This window comes from Clostridium minihomine (assembly GCF_900240385.1).
Taxonomy (GTDB): domain Bacteria; phylum Bacillota; class Clostridia; order Oscillospirales; family Acutalibacteraceae; genus Faecalispora; species Faecalispora minihomine.
Window position 1 is genome coordinate 440694 of sequence record NZ_OEQH01000001.1, and the last position, 16214, is coordinate 456907.

At 46.8% G+C, this 16214-nt stretch carries 15 protein-coding genes and 2 tRNA genes; 14 read left to right on the forward strand and 3 right to left on the reverse strand.

Annotated elements, in window-relative coordinates; translation table 11 throughout:
- Positions 1 to 113: 113 nt before the first annotated feature.
- Genes C1A02_RS02095 through C1A02_RS02135 form a run of 9 tightly spaced genes read left to right on the forward strand, consistent with a single transcriptional unit; the run spans position 114 to position 8698 of the window.
- The gene (locus tag C1A02_RS02095) at positions 114 to 1781 is read left to right on the forward strand and encodes a PASTA domain-containing protein (RefSeq protein ID WP_101696544.1); all 1668 of its coding nucleotides are present in this window, start codon (positions 114 to 116) and stop codon (positions 1779 to 1781) included.
- A gap of 16 nt (positions 1782 to 1797) precedes the next feature.
- Positions 1798 to 2571 (forward strand): FAD-dependent thymidylate synthase, encoded by a 774-nt coding sequence (thyX, locus tag C1A02_RS02100; RefSeq protein WP_101696545.1) that lies wholly within the window; start codon positions 1798 to 1800, stop codon positions 2569 to 2571.
- Positions 2568 to 3236 carry a dTMP kinase gene (locus C1A02_RS02105; RefSeq protein ID WP_101696546.1) on the forward strand — a complete coding sequence of 223 codons (669 nt, stop codon included), beginning with the start codon at positions 2568 to 2570 and terminating at the stop codon, positions 3234 to 3236. The genes thyX and C1A02_RS02105 overlap by 4 nt, the downstream gene beginning before the upstream one ends.
- Before the next feature lie 6 nt (positions 3237 to 3242).
- Complete coding sequence (locus C1A02_RS02110) at positions 3243 to 4154, forward strand: DUF2156 domain-containing protein (protein WP_101696547.1); 912 nt, start codon at positions 3243 to 3245, stop codon at positions 4152 to 4154.
- Positions 4151 to 5029, forward strand: a complete 879-nt coding sequence (locus C1A02_RS02115) for a GNAT family N-acetyltransferase (protein WP_101696548.1) — start codon at positions 4151 to 4153, stop codon at positions 5027 to 5029. The genes C1A02_RS02110 and C1A02_RS02115 overlap by 4 nt, the downstream gene beginning before the upstream one ends.
- Before the next feature lie 21 nt (positions 5030 to 5050).
- A complete protein-coding gene (locus C1A02_RS02120; protein ID WP_101696549.1) occupies positions 5051 to 5590 on the forward strand; it encodes a DJ-1 family glyoxalase III in 540 nt (179 codons plus the stop codon).
- Positions 5581 to 6177: a 5-formyltetrahydrofolate cyclo-ligase gene (locus C1A02_RS02125; RefSeq protein WP_101696550.1), complete on the forward strand. Its 597-nt coding sequence runs from the start codon at positions 5581 to 5583 to the stop codon at positions 6175 to 6177. The genes C1A02_RS02120 and C1A02_RS02125 overlap by 10 nt, the downstream gene beginning before the upstream one ends.
- A gap of 11 nt (positions 6178 to 6188) precedes the next feature.
- The gene (mltG, locus tag C1A02_RS02130; protein ID WP_101696551.1) at positions 6189 to 7496 is read left to right on the forward strand and encodes an endolytic transglycosylase MltG; all 1308 of its coding nucleotides are present in this window, start codon (positions 6189 to 6191) and stop codon (positions 7494 to 7496) included.
- A complete protein-coding gene (locus tag C1A02_RS02135; protein WP_101696552.1) occupies positions 7493 to 8698 on the forward strand; it encodes a peptidase U32 family protein in 1206 nt (401 codons plus the stop codon). The genes mltG and C1A02_RS02135 overlap by 4 nt, the downstream gene beginning before the upstream one ends.
- A gap of 242 nt (positions 8699 to 8940) precedes the next feature.
- Here C1A02_RS02135 and C1A02_RS02140 read toward each other — a convergent pair whose 3' ends face one another.
- Entirely contained in the window at positions 8941 to 9840 is a 900-nt protein-coding gene (locus C1A02_RS02140; protein ID WP_101696553.1) for a GGDEF domain-containing protein, read from the reverse strand.
- Between the two features lie 199 nt (positions 9841 to 10039).
- On the opposite strand from C1A02_RS02140, the gene C1A02_RS02145 reads away from it, so the two are divergent.
- The 5 genes from C1A02_RS02145 (at position 10040) to C1A02_RS02165 (ending at position 13833) form a co-directional block, all read left to right on the forward strand.
- Positions 10040 to 11329, forward strand: coding sequence for a BaiN/RdsA family NAD(P)/FAD-dependent oxidoreductase (locus C1A02_RS02145; RefSeq protein WP_101696554.1), 1290 nt, complete (start codon positions 10040 to 10042; stop codon positions 11327 to 11329).
- Positions 11322 to 12917: an NAD(P)/FAD-dependent oxidoreductase gene (locus tag C1A02_RS02150; RefSeq protein WP_101696555.1), complete on the forward strand. Its 1596-nt coding sequence runs from the start codon at positions 11322 to 11324 to the stop codon at positions 12915 to 12917. The genes C1A02_RS02145 and C1A02_RS02150 overlap by 8 nt, the downstream gene beginning before the upstream one ends.
- A gap of 311 nt (positions 12918 to 13228) precedes the next feature.
- Positions 13229 to 13302: transfer RNA gene (locus C1A02_RS02155), tRNA-Gln, on the forward strand.
- A gap of 32 nt (positions 13303 to 13334) precedes the next feature.
- Positions 13335 to 13411: transfer RNA gene (locus C1A02_RS02160), tRNA-Pro, on the forward strand.
- A 215-nt stretch (positions 13412 to 13626) separates the two neighbouring features.
- Positions 13627 to 13833 (forward strand): hypothetical protein, encoded by a 207-nt coding sequence (locus tag C1A02_RS02165; RefSeq protein ID WP_101696556.1) that lies wholly within the window; start codon positions 13627 to 13629, stop codon positions 13831 to 13833.
- A 172-nt stretch (positions 13834 to 14005) separates the two neighbouring features.
- Here the strand turns inward: C1A02_RS02165 and C1A02_RS02170 are convergent, their stop codons facing one another.
- Complete coding sequence (locus C1A02_RS02170) at positions 14006 to 14689, reverse strand: hypothetical protein (protein WP_101696557.1); 684 nt, start codon at positions 14687 to 14689, stop codon at positions 14006 to 14008.
- Between the two features lie 14 nt (positions 14690 to 14703).
- Positions 14704 to 16170, reverse strand: a complete 1467-nt coding sequence (locus tag C1A02_RS02175) for a CARDB domain-containing protein (RefSeq protein WP_101696558.1) — start codon at positions 16168 to 16170, stop codon at positions 14704 to 14706.
- Positions 16171 to 16214 lie beyond the last annotated feature (44 nt).

The window sequence follows — 16214 nt, forward strand, 5'->3', positions numbered from 1 at the left end:
CCGGGACCGTCCGGTATGCCCGGCGTTATCCTTCGCAAACAAGGGGTCGCGAGCATCCCCGGCGGGATAACGTCTGGTTTGTGTGTCCATAATATCATTATGGAGGAAACTGTATGACTGACTTTGAGCTATGTATGAACTGTATGTCAGAAAAAGCCGTTCAGGAATCCTGCCCTCATTGCGGACACTCGGAGGATGAACCCCAAGAGCCGGAGGCGCTGCCTCTTAAGACAATGCTGCAAAATCGATATTTGATCGGTTTGGCGCAGAAAACCAACGGAGAAGGCATTTCTTATATCGGCTATGACAGCGTTTTGAATATCAAAACGCTGATTCGGGAATTTTTCCCCCAGACTATGAGTGAAAGGCTGCCGGAGGGATTAGAAATCCGCATTGTGGATGGCAGTGAAATTACGTTTGAGGAATATAAAGCGTCTTTTTTAAGTCACGCTCGCGAGTTGGCTCATGTTCGCCAGCTTTCTGCGATTGAGCAGATTTATGATATTTTTGAGGAAAACGGAACAGCTTATACTGTGGCGGAGTGGGAGGATTGCATCACACTGCGCTATTTTGTAGAGCGCAGCGGCGGAAGCCTGGACTGGAATGCAGCCCGGCCATTGTTTATGCCGGTGCTTTCTGCTTTGAGCACGCTGCACTCAAAAGGGATTAACCATTTGGGGATTTCCCCGGATACATTGGTGATTTTGCAGGACGGCAAAATGAAGCTGACCGATTTTCAGCTGGATGCCGTGCGCCGGATGGACACCGACCTGCCGCCGGATTTGGTTGCGGGCTGTGCGGCTTTGGAACAGTATGTGATGGATTATGTGCCGGATGAGGCAACCGATGTGTATGGATTTGCCGCATGCCTGTTTTTTGCACTGACCGGCACCTTGCCTCAGGATGCTTTGCGGCGTAAGGCGGATTCCCGGCTGATGATTCCCACGAATGTTCTGCGTGCGCTTCCGCCCTATGTAATCACGGGCCTTGCCAATGCGCTTCAGGTGATGCCGTCTAAGCGGACTCCCCATTTTGAGCGCATGAGAGCAGAGCTTTCGTCTGCCCCCACGGTAACTGCGAAAATCGGGGATACCATGTCCCCGATTTTGCCGGAACCGGAACCGGTTCGAAAAGGAACTCCGGGCATTGTTTGGGCGATAGGCTCTGGCGTGGTTTCTTTGGCTATTTTTATTTTGATCGGTATTTTCTGGCTGTTCCCACCCGGTTCCGGGGGAGTGAAAGGGGCGGATCTGCCTGCGGTTTCTGCCGGTTTGGAATCCACCGCGACCGGAATTATGATGGAAGCCATGCCCGATTCTAACGCAGGCGACGCAAACCGAATCGAAACCCCCAATTTAGTGGGCAAAAAGCTGGATGATATTTTGGCAGAAAAAAATTCCGGTGAATCAAATTACGAAATTTTGGTATCTGATAAGGAATTCAGCGATACAGTGGCAGAAAATTTGGTGATTCGGCAGGCTCCCGAGCCGGGGCAGAGGATGGAAAAAGGAACGAAAATTGTGGTGGTAGTCAGCCAGGGCTCCCATATGCGTTCTTTGCCGGAAATCCGGGGCCTTAGCCTTGCGGATGCCTCTTTGGCTGTAACAACAGCCGGCCTGACGCCTGCCAAACGAGACGTGTTTGACGACGATGTGCCGGCAGGCGAAGCCGTTGGCTATCAGGATCAGCAGGCAGGGGATACGTTGGAATATGGTTCCCATGTGGTGATTCTTTTAAGCAAAGGCCCCGATCCGTCTGTTTTAGGCAATTCAACACAGTGAAGGATGATAAAAAACAATGGCTAAGGTAGCGTTAATCGCTTATACACCCCAGCCGGAACGCACAGTGGCGGCCGCCGCCAAGCTGTGTTATTCCTCTGTGGGTGTAGAACATATCATGGATGGCCTGACTGACGAAAAGACCGCCCAGTTTGTGGAGATGCTTTCTGAAATCGGGCATGAAAGCCCCGTTGAGCATGCCTCTTTTACATTTGCAATTGAAGGCGTTTCCCGCGCATTCTTAGCGCAGATGACCCGGCACCGTATCGCTTCTTACAGCGTGCAGAGTCAGCGGTATGTGGCAGAGCATCAGTTTGGGTATGTGGTTCCCCCGGAAATCGAGGCGATTCCCGAGGCGAAAGAAGAGTTTATCCGGTCAATGGAAGAAGCGCAGACCCGGTATGAAAACCTGACCCGCATTTTAAAAGAGAAGCATCTGGCGCAGATGTTGGAAGAAGGCAAAGAGCCCAAAGCAGCGGCTCGTGCGGCAGAGAAAAAGGCAATTGAGGACGCCCGGTTTGTGCTCCCCAATGCCTGTGAAACCAAAATGATCTGTACCCTGAATGCCCGTTCGCTTATGAATTTCTTTTCTCACCGGTGCTGTAACCGTGCCCAGTGGGAAATTCAGGACGTGGCGGTGCAGATGCTTCGCCTGGTTCTGGGTGTGGCGCCAAACCTGTTTGCCCATTGCGGCCCGCCCTGTCTGCGCGGCGGCTGTCCCGAAGGGAAGATGAGCTGTGGCAAAATGACGGAAGTACGGGCTTATTATAAAAAACTGGGGGAAGAAAAATGAGCAGACGGCTGATTGTGCTGGAAGGGCTGGACGGCAGCGGAAAAGCCACTCAGACGGGGCTGCTGTGTCAGGCGCTGGAACAGCGCAATGTTTCGCTGCGCCGAGTTTCTTTTCCGGATTATCAAGAGGAATCCTCTGCTTTGGTCAAAATGTATCTGAACGGCGAGCTGGGCGGTCATCCCGGGGAAGTCAACGCCTTTGCGGCAAGTTCTTTTTATGCGGTGGACCGTTTTGCCAGCTATGTGCGGCATTGGCGGCAGGATTATCAAAATGGACGGCTGATTGTAGCCGATCGATACACCACCTCGAATATGGTGTATCAAATGACGAAACTGCCCAAATCGCAGTGGGACGCTTATCTGGATTGGGTATGCGATTTTGAGTATAATAAAATGGAACTGCCCGCACCCGATGCGGTTTTTTATTTGGACATGCCTCTTTCTATCTCTCAGCGGCTGCTGCAAGAGCGGTATGCGGGGGACGAGGCAAAAAAAGATATGCATGAAAAGGATACCGATTTTCTGGCGGCCTGCCGCGAAAGTGCGTTGTACTGTGTGCAGAAACTGGGGTGGACTTTAATTTCCTGTGCCCGGGGCGGACAGATAAAGTCGGTAGAAGAAATTCATGCAGAAATTATGGCAAGTGAAATCATAAAAGGAATGTAGCGATTTATGTTAAAATTTGAATACGCAACCATTGAGGACCGAGAGTGGCTTCAGCCGATACTTTCTGCCAGTGGAAAAATGGGCAGTGAAAATGCCTTTGGAACATTGTTTATCTGGAATGAAAGTTATCATTCCCGCATCTGTCGGCAGGACGGCTATGTGTACTTGTCGTCCGGCGAGCATTTTCATACCTATAATTTTCCCTATGTGGCAGACCCGGCTCGTGCCGGAAGCCTGAAGGATGCGCTTCAGGTGCTGATTGATGATGCCGCAGAAAAAGGGTTTCGATTCCAGATGTGGGGCATGACGGATAAAGAGATTGCCCGCATGGAAGAAGCAATGCCCGGCGCTTTTGAGTTTAGCCTTGACAGGGATGGTGCGGACTATATTTACAACAGTTCCGATTTAATCGAACTGGCTGGGCGAAAATACCACGGCAAGCGGAATCATTTATCAAAATTCAATCGGCAGTACCAATGGGAATATGAAGATGTTACCGCAGAAACCATCGATATCTGCCGGGAAATCAGCCGGGAATGGTGTCAATTTAACGGGTGTGACCCGGAAAATGGGCTGGATAAAGAAGTGGGCGCACTGAGAAAAGCTTTTGCTAATTTTGAGGCGCTGAAACTGTCCGGCGGTGTCATCCGCGTGGATGGAAAACCAGTAGCCTATACGTTGGGGGAAGAAATCAATCCCCAAATATTCCTGCTCCATTTTGAAAAAGCACTGCCGGGCTATGATGGGCTGTATGCGGCCATTAACAACGAATTTGCCCGGCGTAATTTGGCACAGTATTCCTATGTGAATCGGGAAGAGGATCTGGGTTTGGAAGGGCTTCGCAAAGCAAAGCTTTCGTATTACCCGGCCTTAGTCCTTGAAAAATACAGAGCGGTTCTGAAGGGAACGGAAAAATGAGCAAAAAAATAATCAGGCTGGCCCGCTGGGGAATGCAGGCGGAGCTGGCGCAGATCTGGCAAATCTGCTTTGAGGAATCCAAGCGGCCTACCTATTATTTTTTCAATAATGCTTTTCAGCCCCAGAATTGCCTGGTGTATCAGATAGACGGAAAAGCGGCGGCTATGGTTCACATGCTGCCGGTTCAGATGGTGCAGGCCGGCGGCACGGTGCAGGGGCACTATATTTATGTTGCCTCAACCTTACCGGAATACCAAAAACAAGGCTGTATGGGTGCGCTGCTTCGGGCCGCGGCTCATGTGGGGGAAAAGCGGGGGGATCATTTTTCCTGTTTGCTTCCCTCCAGCGATGCACTGTATGACTATTACAGCAAATACGGGTATGAGGAAGCCTTTGTTACCCGGTTTTTAACGGTTTCCGCCCAGGAACTTTCCCAGTTGGGTGGAAAAGCACAGTGGGGCCAGGTGGTTCTGGGGTATTCCCGAATGAAGGCGCTGCGTGAACAGCAGCTGAATACTTTGGCGGGGTCTATTTTATGGGATGAAAAGGCTTTCCGATATGCTGAGGGAATCAACGGTCAATATGGCGGAAAACTGGTGGCCAGTGGGAAAGACGGACAAGGCGCTTATGCACTTTGCCGATATTTGGATGGCGAAGTATGCGAAGTAACAGAGCTGATGGCGGATGAAATCAGCTTTCCGGCGCTGGCAGCGCAAATGCTGGCAAAAATGCCGGCTCAACAGTATCGGCTGCGTCTGCCGGATAACGGCGTACTGTTCCCGGGGCAGGGACAAGTTCAGCGGTTTGGAATGCTCCGGCAGATTTCTGCGGTGCAATGTGGGGAAACAGCCTATTTGGGCTTACCATTAGATTAATAAAAAGGGGATGTGACAGGAATGACTTATGTTTTTTTGGCAAATGGATTTGAAGAAATGGAAGCATTAATAACAGTGGACTTGCTCCGGCGTGCCAATGTGCCGGTTCAGACTGTGGGTGTGGGCGGGAAGCAGATTATGGGTTCCCATCAGATCCCGGTGATTGCCGACATTACAGAAGATGAAGTTTCTTTGGAAGGCCTAAAAATGGTGGTTTTGCCGGGCGGACTGCCGGGCACCCCGAATCTGGAACAGTCACAGATTGTGAAGAATACAGTGACTGCTTGCCTGGAAAAAGGCGGCTATGTGGCGGCTATTTGCGCCGCGCCTTCTATTTTGGGGCATATGGGCTTGCTGAAAGGCAAACGCGCCACGGTCAGCGATGGTTTTAAGGGAGAGATCCCCGGTGCGGAGTATACCGGTGAACTTGTGACTCTCGATGGCCAAATCGTTACCGGAAGAGGGCCCATGGCTTCCGTCGATTTTGCGCTGAAGCTGGTGGATTTGCTGGCGGACAAGGAAACTGCTGAAAGGTTAAGGAACTTAATGCAATGCCAGTAAAGAACATCAAAGAGCTGAAAAAGGATCTGCGGGCAAAATACCGGGGGCTAAGGGAGAATCTGTCGGACGAAACAAAGTTGCGTCTGGATTCTGAAATTCAGTCCCGCCTGCTTTCGCTGCGGGAATACAGTCGAGCGTCCACCGTGTTTACTTACATCAGCAAAGAGCTTGAAGTGGATACGCTGGCTGTCATAAAGGCCGCCTGGGCCAATCAAAAAAGGGTTGCTGCCCCCCGGTGTATTCCGGGAACCAGAGATATGGAGTTTTTTTACATTCGCTCTTTGGAGGATTTGGCCCCGGGAACGTTTGGCGTAATGGAGCCTGTTCCAGAGCGCTGCGAAAAGGTAGAAGATGAGTCAAGCGGCTTCTGTCTGGTGCCTGGGTTCAGCTTTGATGTTCAGGGATTTCGGTTGGGATACGGAAGCGGTTATTATGACCGCTTTCTTTCCCGATTTGGCGGATTTACAGTCGGCGTGTGCTATTCCTTTTGTGTGCAGTGGAATTTGCCGCATGGGTATTATGACAGGTCGGTTGATATATTAATAACAGAAAAGTATGTCCGAAAGACATCCAAAAAAGCAAGGTAGGGAGGTCTATCATGCGCGATGACAAGCAACAGGGCGGCCGCGGCCGAAGGCCGGATGATTCCCACCGGCGCAGGGCTCAGCATTTTAAGCTGGAAATAAATGATGAGGAATATCTTGCCGGGGAGCAGTCGGGTTCACAAGCGGAACCCGATGTAATTCACAGCTACAGCAGCCCACAAACCCGAAAAGCCATGGTGGCATCGGAAAAGCGCGCCCTGAAAGCCGAAGAAAAAGCCTTTCGTCAGCGCAGCCGAGAAAAAGGCAAGCGCAACCGAAGGTTGTTCACGGTCGTCTGGATGTCTATGATACTCATTTTAGGTGTGGCATTGGGCCAATATCTGGTGACCGGGATCGCCGATATGCTGGCCTATCAAAAGTCACAAGTAAATGTTACGGTGGAAATCCCCAAAGGTTCCTCCACCAAAGAGATCTCTCAGATTTTGTATTCCAATGGTGTGATTGAACAGCCGGGATTTTTCCGTATCTATTCCAAACTGACCAAAGCAGACGGTTCTTACCGGAACGGTACCTATGAAATTGACACCAATATGGATTATGAAGCTTTGATCAATTATTTGCAGTCCAACAACAACCGGGTGGATACGGTCAAGATTACATTTCAGGAGGGCCTGAATGTAAGGGAAGTGGCCGAGCTGTTAGAGAAAAACGGTGTTTGTTCAGCTGAAGAAGTGCTGAAATATGCCAATTCTCAGGATTTTAATCAGTATAACCTGATTGAATCTATTCAAAATGACAGCGACCGGTATTATTTGCTGGAGGGCTATCTGTTTCCCGATACCTATGATTTTTATAAGGATGAGGATCCTCAGCAGGCATTGGGAAAGATGATTAACAATACCAATAAAAAGCTGACCAGTGCTATCCGCGAGAAGGCCAAGGCACTGGGAATGTCTATGGATGAAGTGATGAATCTGGCTTCTATCATTCAGGCAGAAGCAGCGGATGAGGCAGATATGTATAAAGTTTCTTCCGTTTTGCACAATCGCCTGAAAAACGGTGTGGCCACCGGAACACAGCAGCTGGGCTGTGACTCGACGATTTTTTATCCTTACCGCAGCAAAGCTCAGCTTCCGGCCGATCAGCGGGATAATTTCTTGAGCAGATACAACACCTATACAATTGTCGGGCTTCCTCCGGGGCCCATTACCAACCCGGGCAGCAAGGCGATTGACGCGGCCTTGAACCCGACGAACAGCGATTATTATTATTTCTGCCACTCCGCCGATGGAAAGGCATATTATGCGAAAACGGCGCAGCAGCACCAGCAAAACTTGAAAAAGGCAGGTCTGACTCAGTGAACATGGAACTACTGGCCCCGGCAGGGGATATGGAACGGCTGGAGTCCGCAATTGCATTCGGTGCGGACGCCGTCTATTTGGCGGCAAAAGAATTTGGAATGCGGGCCGGTCCTTCCAATTTTACTTTGGAAGAGTTGGAAAAGTCGGTGCGGATGGCTCATGAAAAGGGTGTGCGTGTGCACATGACCTGTAATACGCTTCCCCGCAACGAGGAATTGCCCCGGTTGCCGCAACTGTTGCAAAATGCGCAAGAGATTGGAATTGACGCATTTATTGTGGCAGATCTCGGTGTGATGAAAGTGGCACAAAGGCACGCGCCTAAGGTGGAATTGCATGTTTCTACTCAGGCAGGTGTGGTGAATTTTGAAACCGCCCGTGCCTTTCATGAAATGGGGGCTTCTCGGGTCGTTCTGGCTCGTGAACTTAGCATGGAGGAAATTGCAGGGATTCGGGCCAAAACACCTTCTGAGCTGGAACTGGAGGTGTTTGTACACGGTTCTATGTGCGTGTCCTTTTCCGGGCGATGTCTTTTGTCCAATTATCTAACGGGACGAGATGCCAACCGGGGGGATTGTGCCCAGCCTTGCCGCTGGTCTTACCGTTTGGTGGAAGAAAAGCGTCCGGGTGAGTATTTCCCCATTGAAGAGGATGAAAAGGGCACTTACATTATGAATTCCCGGGATATGTGTATGATTCAGCATATTCCCGAGCTGGCCCAAGCAGGGGTCAGCAGCCTGAAAATCGAAGGGCGGGCCAAATCAGCCTATTATGTGGCGGTGACGGCCAATGCCTATCGCCATGCCATTGATTTTTATGAGAAAAACCCGCAGGCTCCGCTTCCGGACTGGATTCCAGAGGAGCTTAATAAAATCAGCCACCGGGAATACAGCACCGGTTTTTATTTCGGCCAGCCGGGGCAGGTGTATCAAAATGGTGGCTATGTGCGGGATTATGAGGTAGTAGCTGTTTGTGAAGGATGGGAAAATGGCATAGCTCGTTTGTCCCAAAGAAATCGCTTTTTCCGTGGGGACGTGGTGGATGTTCTGGAGCCGGGCGGCATTCCCTATCTTCTGAAACTGGACGAACTGTATGATGAGGAAATGATGCCGATTGATGTGGCACCCCATGCAACCATGAAAGTGCGGACTAAAACAGAGCGGTCCGTTGCTCCGGGTGCGCTGCTGCGCAAATCGCGAGCCTGATCAAGCGTCAATGAAAAGAGGAAAGGGCAGAAAGCCAATCTGGCTTTCTGCCCTTATTTCAGCGATTCGCTAAAAAACAAAAAACAGGGAATGATGATAGAGAAAATAACATTTCCCGATAAAGGTCAAGATGAGAAAAGAATGAGTTGAAACATAGGGTGATAGGGCTTGCAATATACTGGATGGGTCTTTACTACATTTCATAGCGCGACTGAATAAAGTTTCGGATCTTAAAATTACGTTTAGTTGATAATGGTGTTTTTTCCTGTGTTTTTGGCCTGATACAGCTTTTTATCAATCCTATAGAAAAAATCCTGAAGAGAAAAGGCGTTGTCTTCCGGGCAAATCGTGTATACTCCACTGCTGACAGTAATATGGATGGGCTGTTTTTCACACTGGATCACTTCACCCGCAATTTGCTGACGAATTTGTTCTGCAATTTTCATGCCATCTGTTCCACCGGCACCGGGGAGTACCATCAAAAATTCATCTCCGCCATACCGGGCGGCCCAGTCGCCTTTTCGCTGAAGGAAGTCTGCCAGAATTTCGGCCACTTTTTGCAGCACCTGATCGCCTGCTCCGTGGCCAAAGGTATCATTAATTTGTTTGAAATTATCAATGTCAATCATAATTGCAGTCAGATTACTGCAGCTGATCGATGCGGTGTATAAATCAACAGGAAGCTTTTCATTCACAAAGCGCCTGTTATATATTTGTGTTAGTTCATCTGTGATGACTGCCCGGTTCAGGTTTTCAATGATTTCTTCAATTTCCTGAACGGTTTTTCCTTTGAGATCCGGAACAATGCCTGTGTCGGTAATGTCTTTTAAGGTTTCCATCACATAAGGATGGTCGGACAGCAGAACCGGGGTTGCCATCACCATAAAAATTTGATCTTTGTTGTATTCGATTTTTACAAAAGTATTGTTTTCTGCTGCGGCACGCATAGAAACACAATTGGAACAATGGTTGTTACTGTTCCAAAAATCATAGCAAATCGATTCTTTCACACGGCATCTTTCGTTGGTTGCGTGATTGATCACCCTTTTTTCCACCGGATCCACAATACGAACAATGTTAAACATCTTGTCAAAAGTTTGCATGGTTTGCAATAGTTGCTGCGGATTTTCAATTAAGGACATGATAACTGACCTCCGAATGGCTCAGGTAATATCATATTATTATACCATAGTATTATAACATTTACCATTATTTGGTACAAGATGCCATTGGAGAAAAGAAGCAGTTGGTTTTTTAATTTGGAATATTAAATTATTGGAATAGTTTACAATTATTCCAATTCATATTACTATAGTACAAGCAAATAGGGGAGTGATTTCAGTGGCAATATCACAAAAGGTAGATATCGCAATCGTGGGCGGCGGAGCAGCAGGATTAATGGCAGCCGGACAAGCAGCCAAACTTCTGGGCGACAAAGGGGCGGTGGCGCTGTTGGAAGGTGCGCCGCGTGTGGGAAAAAAGCTTTTGGCAACCGGAAACGGAAGATGTAATCTAACGAATTTGGATGCGCAAGATAGATGGTATCATGGAGATAGTGCTTTGGCAAAAGCTGTGTTTTCGCAATTTTCTCCCGCGGATGTACTTCGGGAGTTTGAGTCCATGGGACTTTACTGCCAGGAAGAGGAACAGGGCAGGGTTTACCCCAAAAACGGACAGGCATCAGCTGTTCTGGATGCACTTCGCCTGTTTTTTCAGAAGTATCATGGGCAGGAAATCTGCGATTCCCCTGTAACAGAAGTAAAAAAACAGAAAAACGGCTATCTTTTATCATTGGCTCAGGGGCAATCGCTTTGGGCCCGTAAACTGATTTTGGCCCAAGGGGGAAAAGCTTCTCCCCAAATCAGTTCAGACCAAGGCGTGTCTTTGGCGCGTCAGCTAGGGCACAGCGAAACACAGTTATTTCCGGGTTTGGTACAGGTAACTGTTCCGGCTGCACTGGTGCGGTCGCTGAAAGGCGTTCGCTGCCCGGGGAAGGTGCGCTTTTTGGCAGATGGCCACACTGTAAAAGAAGAAGAAGGGGAAATTCAATTTACTGAGCGGGGACTTTCCGGAGTCTGTGTATTTCAGCTGTCTCGATTTGCCAGCGAGTATGCGTCGGCACATACTGTTTTGGGGAATCCTTGCCAAAAGGCAGAGATTGCGGTGGATTTATTCCCGGAATTGTCTTTTCCGGATGTTTGTGATTTAATTCGGAATTTATCTCAGCTTTATCCAGAATTGCCAATGCGCGAATTGCTGTTTGGCGTTCTTCCCAAGCGAGTGGGGCAGCAGGTAATGGTGGCAGCTTTGGCAGAAAAGGCAGGAGATTCGGCAAAAAATCTGACCGGTCCTTTGATGAAAACAGTGGCAAAGACGGCAAAAAGCTGGATTTTCCCAGTGACTGGAACGCTTTCTTGGACAAATGCTCAGGTGACAGCAGGCGGAATTCCTGTCAGCGAGGTTTGGGTTCCATCCATGGAATCCCGTCTTAGTTCCGGCATGTATCTGGCCGGAGAGCAGCTGAATGTGGACGGAGATTGCGGTGGATTTAACCTGCATTGGGCTTGGATCAGCGGCATGGCAGCAGGCCGAAGCGCGGCTATGGCAATAAAGGAGGAATCACATGATTAAGATTACAGAGATTGGGCTTCCGTTGTCCGCTGGGACAGAGGAACTGAAAGAACAGGCGGCCTTGCGTTTGTCGGTTTCCTCTGATGACATAGAATCAGTTCAGATCTTAAAAAAATCGGTGGATGCCCGAAAGAAACAGGACGTCCACTTTCAATATTCTATTGGGGTAACCTTAAAAAGTGGAGAAGAGAAGGTGTTATCCCGGTGCGGTGGGGCAAAAATCACCCGTATGCGCCCGTATCAATACCAAATGCCCCCTTGCAAAAAGTTTCCTCAGCGTCCGGTGGTGGTGGGGCTTGGCCCTGCCGGATTGTTTGCGGCTCTTATTTTGGCGCAGGCCGGGCAGCGGCCCATTGTCATGGAGCGCGGTGCGAATGTGGAGAAGCGGACACAGCAGGTGCAGGATTTTTGGAACGGAGGCTCTTTGCGTCCTGAATCCAATGTGCAGTTCGGGGAAGGTGGGGCCGGTACTTTTTCAGACGGAAAGCTGAATACCGGAACGAAAGACGGCCGGGCAAGCAAGGTGTTTGAAGAACTGGTGAAAGCAGGAGCACCGGAAGAGATTCTGTATGACGCAAAGCCCCATATCGGAACAGACTTGCTGCCGGGAATTGTGAAAACCATTCGAGAAGAGATTATTGCTTTGGGCGGGGAAGTCTGGTTTGAAACCAGGCTGCTGAATCTGAAAACGACACATGGCAAAGTGACCGGCTTGACAGTGGAGCGGGATGGCCAGGTGCAAACCATAGACGCCCGTCAGGTGGTTTTGGCAGTTGGGCACAGCGCTCGTGATACCTTTGAACAGCTTTTTGAGCAGGGCGTAGCAATCGAGCAAAAGCCTTTTTCCATTGGGGCAAGAATCGAGCATCTGCAAGAAAAAATCAATCGTGCCCAATATGGGAATTTTGCGGAACATCCAGCACTGGGTGCTGCGGATTATAAGCTGGCGGTACATTTAGAAAACGGCAGGGGAGTCTATACTTTTTGTATGTGCCCTGGCGGACAGGTGGTTGCCGCTGCTTCGGAAGCGGGGCGTTTGGTGACCAATGGGATGAGCCGCTATGCCCGGGATGAAAAGAGGGCAAATGCAGCACTGCTGGTGGGGGTTTCTTCTCAGGACTTTGAAAGCGCACATCCTTTGGCCGGAGTGCAGTTTCAGCGCCGGTGGGAAGAAGCTGCCTTTCACTTAGGCGGCGGTGATTATCATGCTCCCGCTCAGCGGGTAGGGGATTTTTTAAAGGGAAAAGCATCCGATTCCTTTGGGCTCACACCCAGCTATCAGCCAGGAGCAGTGCCCTGTGATTTGGCAGGCTGCCTGCCGCCTTATGTGGTGGAATCCATGCGGCAGGGCATTTTACAGATGAACCGAAAACTGCATGGATTTGCAGATCCGGATGCTGTATTGACAGGGGTAGAAACCCGAAGCTCTTCTCCGGTTCGCCTGACCAGAGGGGCGGATTGTCAATCGGTTTCTTTGGGGGGCTTATATCCCTGTGGGGAAGGCGCCGGCTATGCAGGCGGAATTGTTTCTGCGGCTGTGGATGGGATTCGCTGTGCAGAAGCGGTTCTAACCTCTGAAATCATATAGTCAGCGGGGCAAAAGGTAGATAAGAAACGAACCAAGTTAGGTGTTTTGCTCACTTGGTATGAATGGGAATGGGTTCCGCCGGAAATGCTATGAAATAGGGTACTTCCGGCGGGAATTTTTTTACAATTCTTAAAATAGGTAAATTGCTGCTGGTTTGTCGCTTCAAAAGGTGACGAAAAGGATGAATTTTCTCTTATTTTTTCACAGAATAAAAAATATGTAAAATTTGAGAAGTTTTTTTGAAAAACCTATTGACATTTATTTGAAATTTGTTATAATAATTGACGTTGCTTCAAGCAATTAAATATTGATGCGGAATTGTGTAATGGTAGCACGACAGACTCTGACTCTGTTTGTCTGGGTTCAAATCCTAGTTCCGCAGCCATATAGCCTCGGGAAACCGAGGCTAGCTTTTTTCGAGGTGTGGCTCAGCTTGGTAGAGCGCTACGTTCGGGACGTAGAAGTCGCAGGTTCAAATCCTGTCACCTCGACCAAGTTGAAACCCGTATCAGACTGCCGTTTTTTGGTAGTTTGATGCGGGTTTTATTATTTGTGTTTTGTGTTAAGACATGACTAAAAAGGCTTGAAAATTGAAAAGATGCAAGTCGAAATATACGTTTATGTACAAATAAAAACTTCCGGGAAACAATGAACTGCCCCCCATTTGTTAGACAGTATGATATACTGAAAACAAATGGGGTGTTTTTGTATGCTCAAAGGAATACCAAATAAACGCTATATGCCGGAATTCAAGGTTATGGTAGTGGAAACGATGCGTAAGGAGAAACTAAGCTACTGCGAAGCAGTGCGGCAATTTGAAGTAAGCGACCACAAAAGTGTTGCAGTATGGGAGCGTATCTATCTCACAGAAGATCCTGAAGGTCTGGCGGTAGAACGGCGTGGACGAACTGACTGACCATTACCGGAGTGTCTTTTGCTTTGATGTTCTCAAGGAAGCTTGCCGGTACAATCACAAAGACGATAAACGCAATTGCTGCCATTGAGATGATAAATGTTACTAAACTTGGCATCATAATAAAAAGGTTTGCTATCCTCTTTATCGCGATAGCAAACCTCTTATTAAAACATTAGCTTAAATACTTTTGTAAGACTTCTTCATATATTGACTTATATATGGTGGAATCATGGTCAGCAAGATTTAGATCTTCATTACTTATCGAATCTATATTAAAAATGCTTTTAAAAGATCTCTGTTTGTTTGTTGAAATGGAAGAAGGCAATGGGTATCGACCTTTTTCATAAATAGTAGGAGTATAAACAGTGTCATTTTCTAAATCCATGCTGTCTAAGAAAAAAATGTAGTCCTTATCAAGGTCTGAAGGCATATAATTAGAGGCGTAACGCAAAACTTGTTTGTTATTCTTTTCGGTAATATAATAAGATTCACAAAGTTTAATTGTACCTCCTTCTTTAAAATCGCCTTTCCAGACTTTACTGATTTCTAAAGACGAGATTGTGTATTCAAAAGCAATATCGCCCAAAGAATTTTTCACGGGAACTTGCTTGCTATCATCAGATAATCTTCCCTGCACAATGTACTCGCAATTACTTTCCAGTTCTTTTAAATTTTTTGGATCCACTGACAGCAAAAACTCACCCTGACTCTCTTTTTTCATATCGTGATACTGATAGGATGTTTTTTGTATAAGATTTGTAGCAGAAGCTTCTTTCGAGATATTATTTGAACTGCAACCGATAAGACTAATCATACAGAAAGCGGTGATTAGTACGGATAATACTTTCTTTTTCATAGATTGTTCCCCTTTCAATATATTTGTTTAATATTATATTTGTCGTGTTCTTGTACCGAGGTAGCTGAGAGTAAACTGGTAACAGATGCTTTCATGATTGATTTATCATCACAGAAAGTATGTTTTAAGCCAAGAGCATGTCCAAATTCATGGATTACTGTAGTCTTTTGGATGTCTGTATTATAATCAATTAGGGTTGGCGAAAGATATATTATCGATTTGATATATGGCGAGCTATCATTAATGACATCATCGATATCAACTAGAAGGTCTCCAGATTGCTTATACAAAAACGTCGCACCTAAGACACCACGAGGTAATTTAGCGACATCCAAAGCGATATCAAAATCGTCATGATCTTCGTCAGCATAGGTAAATGAATGGAATGAAACTGCTGAAGATATTCCGTTCCATTGTTTGATAGCTGAAGTGAGTTCACTGCTTGTTATAGAATCGCTCTGATTTATGATATAGTCCTCTACTGCGGGAAATATTTGTACGTTAATATTTTTAGAATTTTTGAAGTATCCTGCCCATCTTTCAGTATCATATGTTACTTTAAATGTTCTAGTAGCTGTATTGTTTTCTGTTTTTGCGTCATTTGTTTGATTATTTGGATCAATTATTGCTGATAATTTTAATTGATTGTTTGCTTTATAAATAGCATAATTTAAAGTAAATGATTTTACAGTTCTAGCTGAGAAATCTGCAGTGATTGTTCCTATCGAACTTGAGCCCATCATGAGATTTACTTTTACGTTATTTGCGGAAACATTTCCGTAATTGGCTACTTTTAATGTGAATTCTCTTGTCACATCGCTTGGTTCTTTTTCATTATCATTGTGTTTGCAGCTTTCAAATGTAGATCCCTCTTCACTTATAAAAGAGTATACAGCTAAATCTACTGCGTTTTCCCATGTGAATTGGTTTGAGATTGAATTATTAGATGTTGTTGTTTCGCTTTCGGTTGAAGATATTGTGAATTTTATAGTGTGAGTCCCACACAAATTTCTGAGAGGGACGGAATAGGTACCCCCTTTATTTGCAGCAAGAGTTCCGATACTATCATTAACAACGATATTGTTGTCAACATAGGTTTGTACTCTAACATTAGAGATTGATTGTGTACCAATATTTGCAACAAGCATTTCAAAAGTAACATCTTCATTATAAGGAAAAGGTGTTTTGCTTGTAACAACATTCAGATTGCCGATTGTAAGATCTGGGCCACTGACTGCGGCGGTAATAGATTTTGTATTAATGAATGACTTCTGAAATTTTTCATCTATCGTAAATTTACCACCGCTGGAAATTTCCGATTTGTCTAAATCATCGGATAAGGATTCTGTTTCAACATCTAATAATTCAACTGTTTTACTTTTACTTTCGATAATTGCATCATTAGATTGCGTAGCAAAAGAGGTTTGAAAACTGAATAAATAGGAGACAACAATTAACATAGTTAGCATTCGTTTTTTCATTGTAACATCCTCCAAAAAATTATTGAACTGGGCAAAATTATTAT

Excerpts from the sequence above, each read along its gene's own strand:
- C1A02_RS02140 (WP_101696553.1), bottom strand. The coding sequence starts at position 9,840 with ATGTCCTTAATTGAAAATCCGCAGCAACTATTGCAAACCATGCAAACT.
- C1A02_RS02175 (WP_101696558.1), bottom strand. The coding sequence starts at position 16,170 with ATGAAAAAACGAATGCTAACTATGTTAATTGTTGTCTCCTATTTATTC.
- thyX (WP_101696545.1), top strand. The coding sequence starts at position 1,798 with ATGGCTAAGGTAGCGTTAATCGCTTATACACCCCAGCCGGAACGCACA.
- C1A02_RS02170 (WP_101696557.1), bottom strand. The coding sequence starts at position 14,689 with ATGAAAAAGAAAGTATTATCCGTACTAATCACCGCTTTCTGTATGATT.
- C1A02_RS02165 (WP_101696556.1), top strand. The coding sequence starts at position 13,627 with ATGCTCAAAGGAATACCAAATAAACGCTATATGCCGGAATTCAAGGTT.
- C1A02_RS02095 (WP_101696544.1), top strand. The coding sequence starts at position 114 with ATGACTGACTTTGAGCTATGTATGAACTGTATGTCAGAAAAAGCCGTT.
- C1A02_RS02105 (WP_101696546.1), top strand. The coding sequence starts at position 2,568 with ATGAGCAGACGGCTGATTGTGCTGGAAGGGCTGGACGGCAGCGGAAAA.
- C1A02_RS02120 (WP_101696549.1), top strand. The coding sequence starts at position 5,051 with ATGACTTATGTTTTTTTGGCAAATGGATTTGAAGAAATGGAAGCATTA.
- C1A02_RS02115 (WP_101696548.1), top strand. The coding sequence starts at position 4,151 with ATGAGCAAAAAAATAATCAGGCTGGCCCGCTGGGGAATGCAGGCGGAG.
- C1A02_RS02125 (WP_101696550.1), top strand. The coding sequence starts at position 5,581 with ATGCCAGTAAAGAACATCAAAGAGCTGAAAAAGGATCTGCGGGCAAAA.
- C1A02_RS02150 (WP_101696555.1), top strand. The coding sequence starts at position 11,322 with ATGATTAAGATTACAGAGATTGGGCTTCCGTTGTCCGCTGGGACAGAG.
- C1A02_RS02110 (WP_101696547.1), top strand. The coding sequence starts at position 3,243 with ATGTTAAAATTTGAATACGCAACCATTGAGGACCGAGAGTGGCTTCAG.
- mltG (WP_101696551.1), top strand. The coding sequence starts at position 6,189 with ATGCGCGATGACAAGCAACAGGGCGGCCGCGGCCGAAGGCCGGATGAT.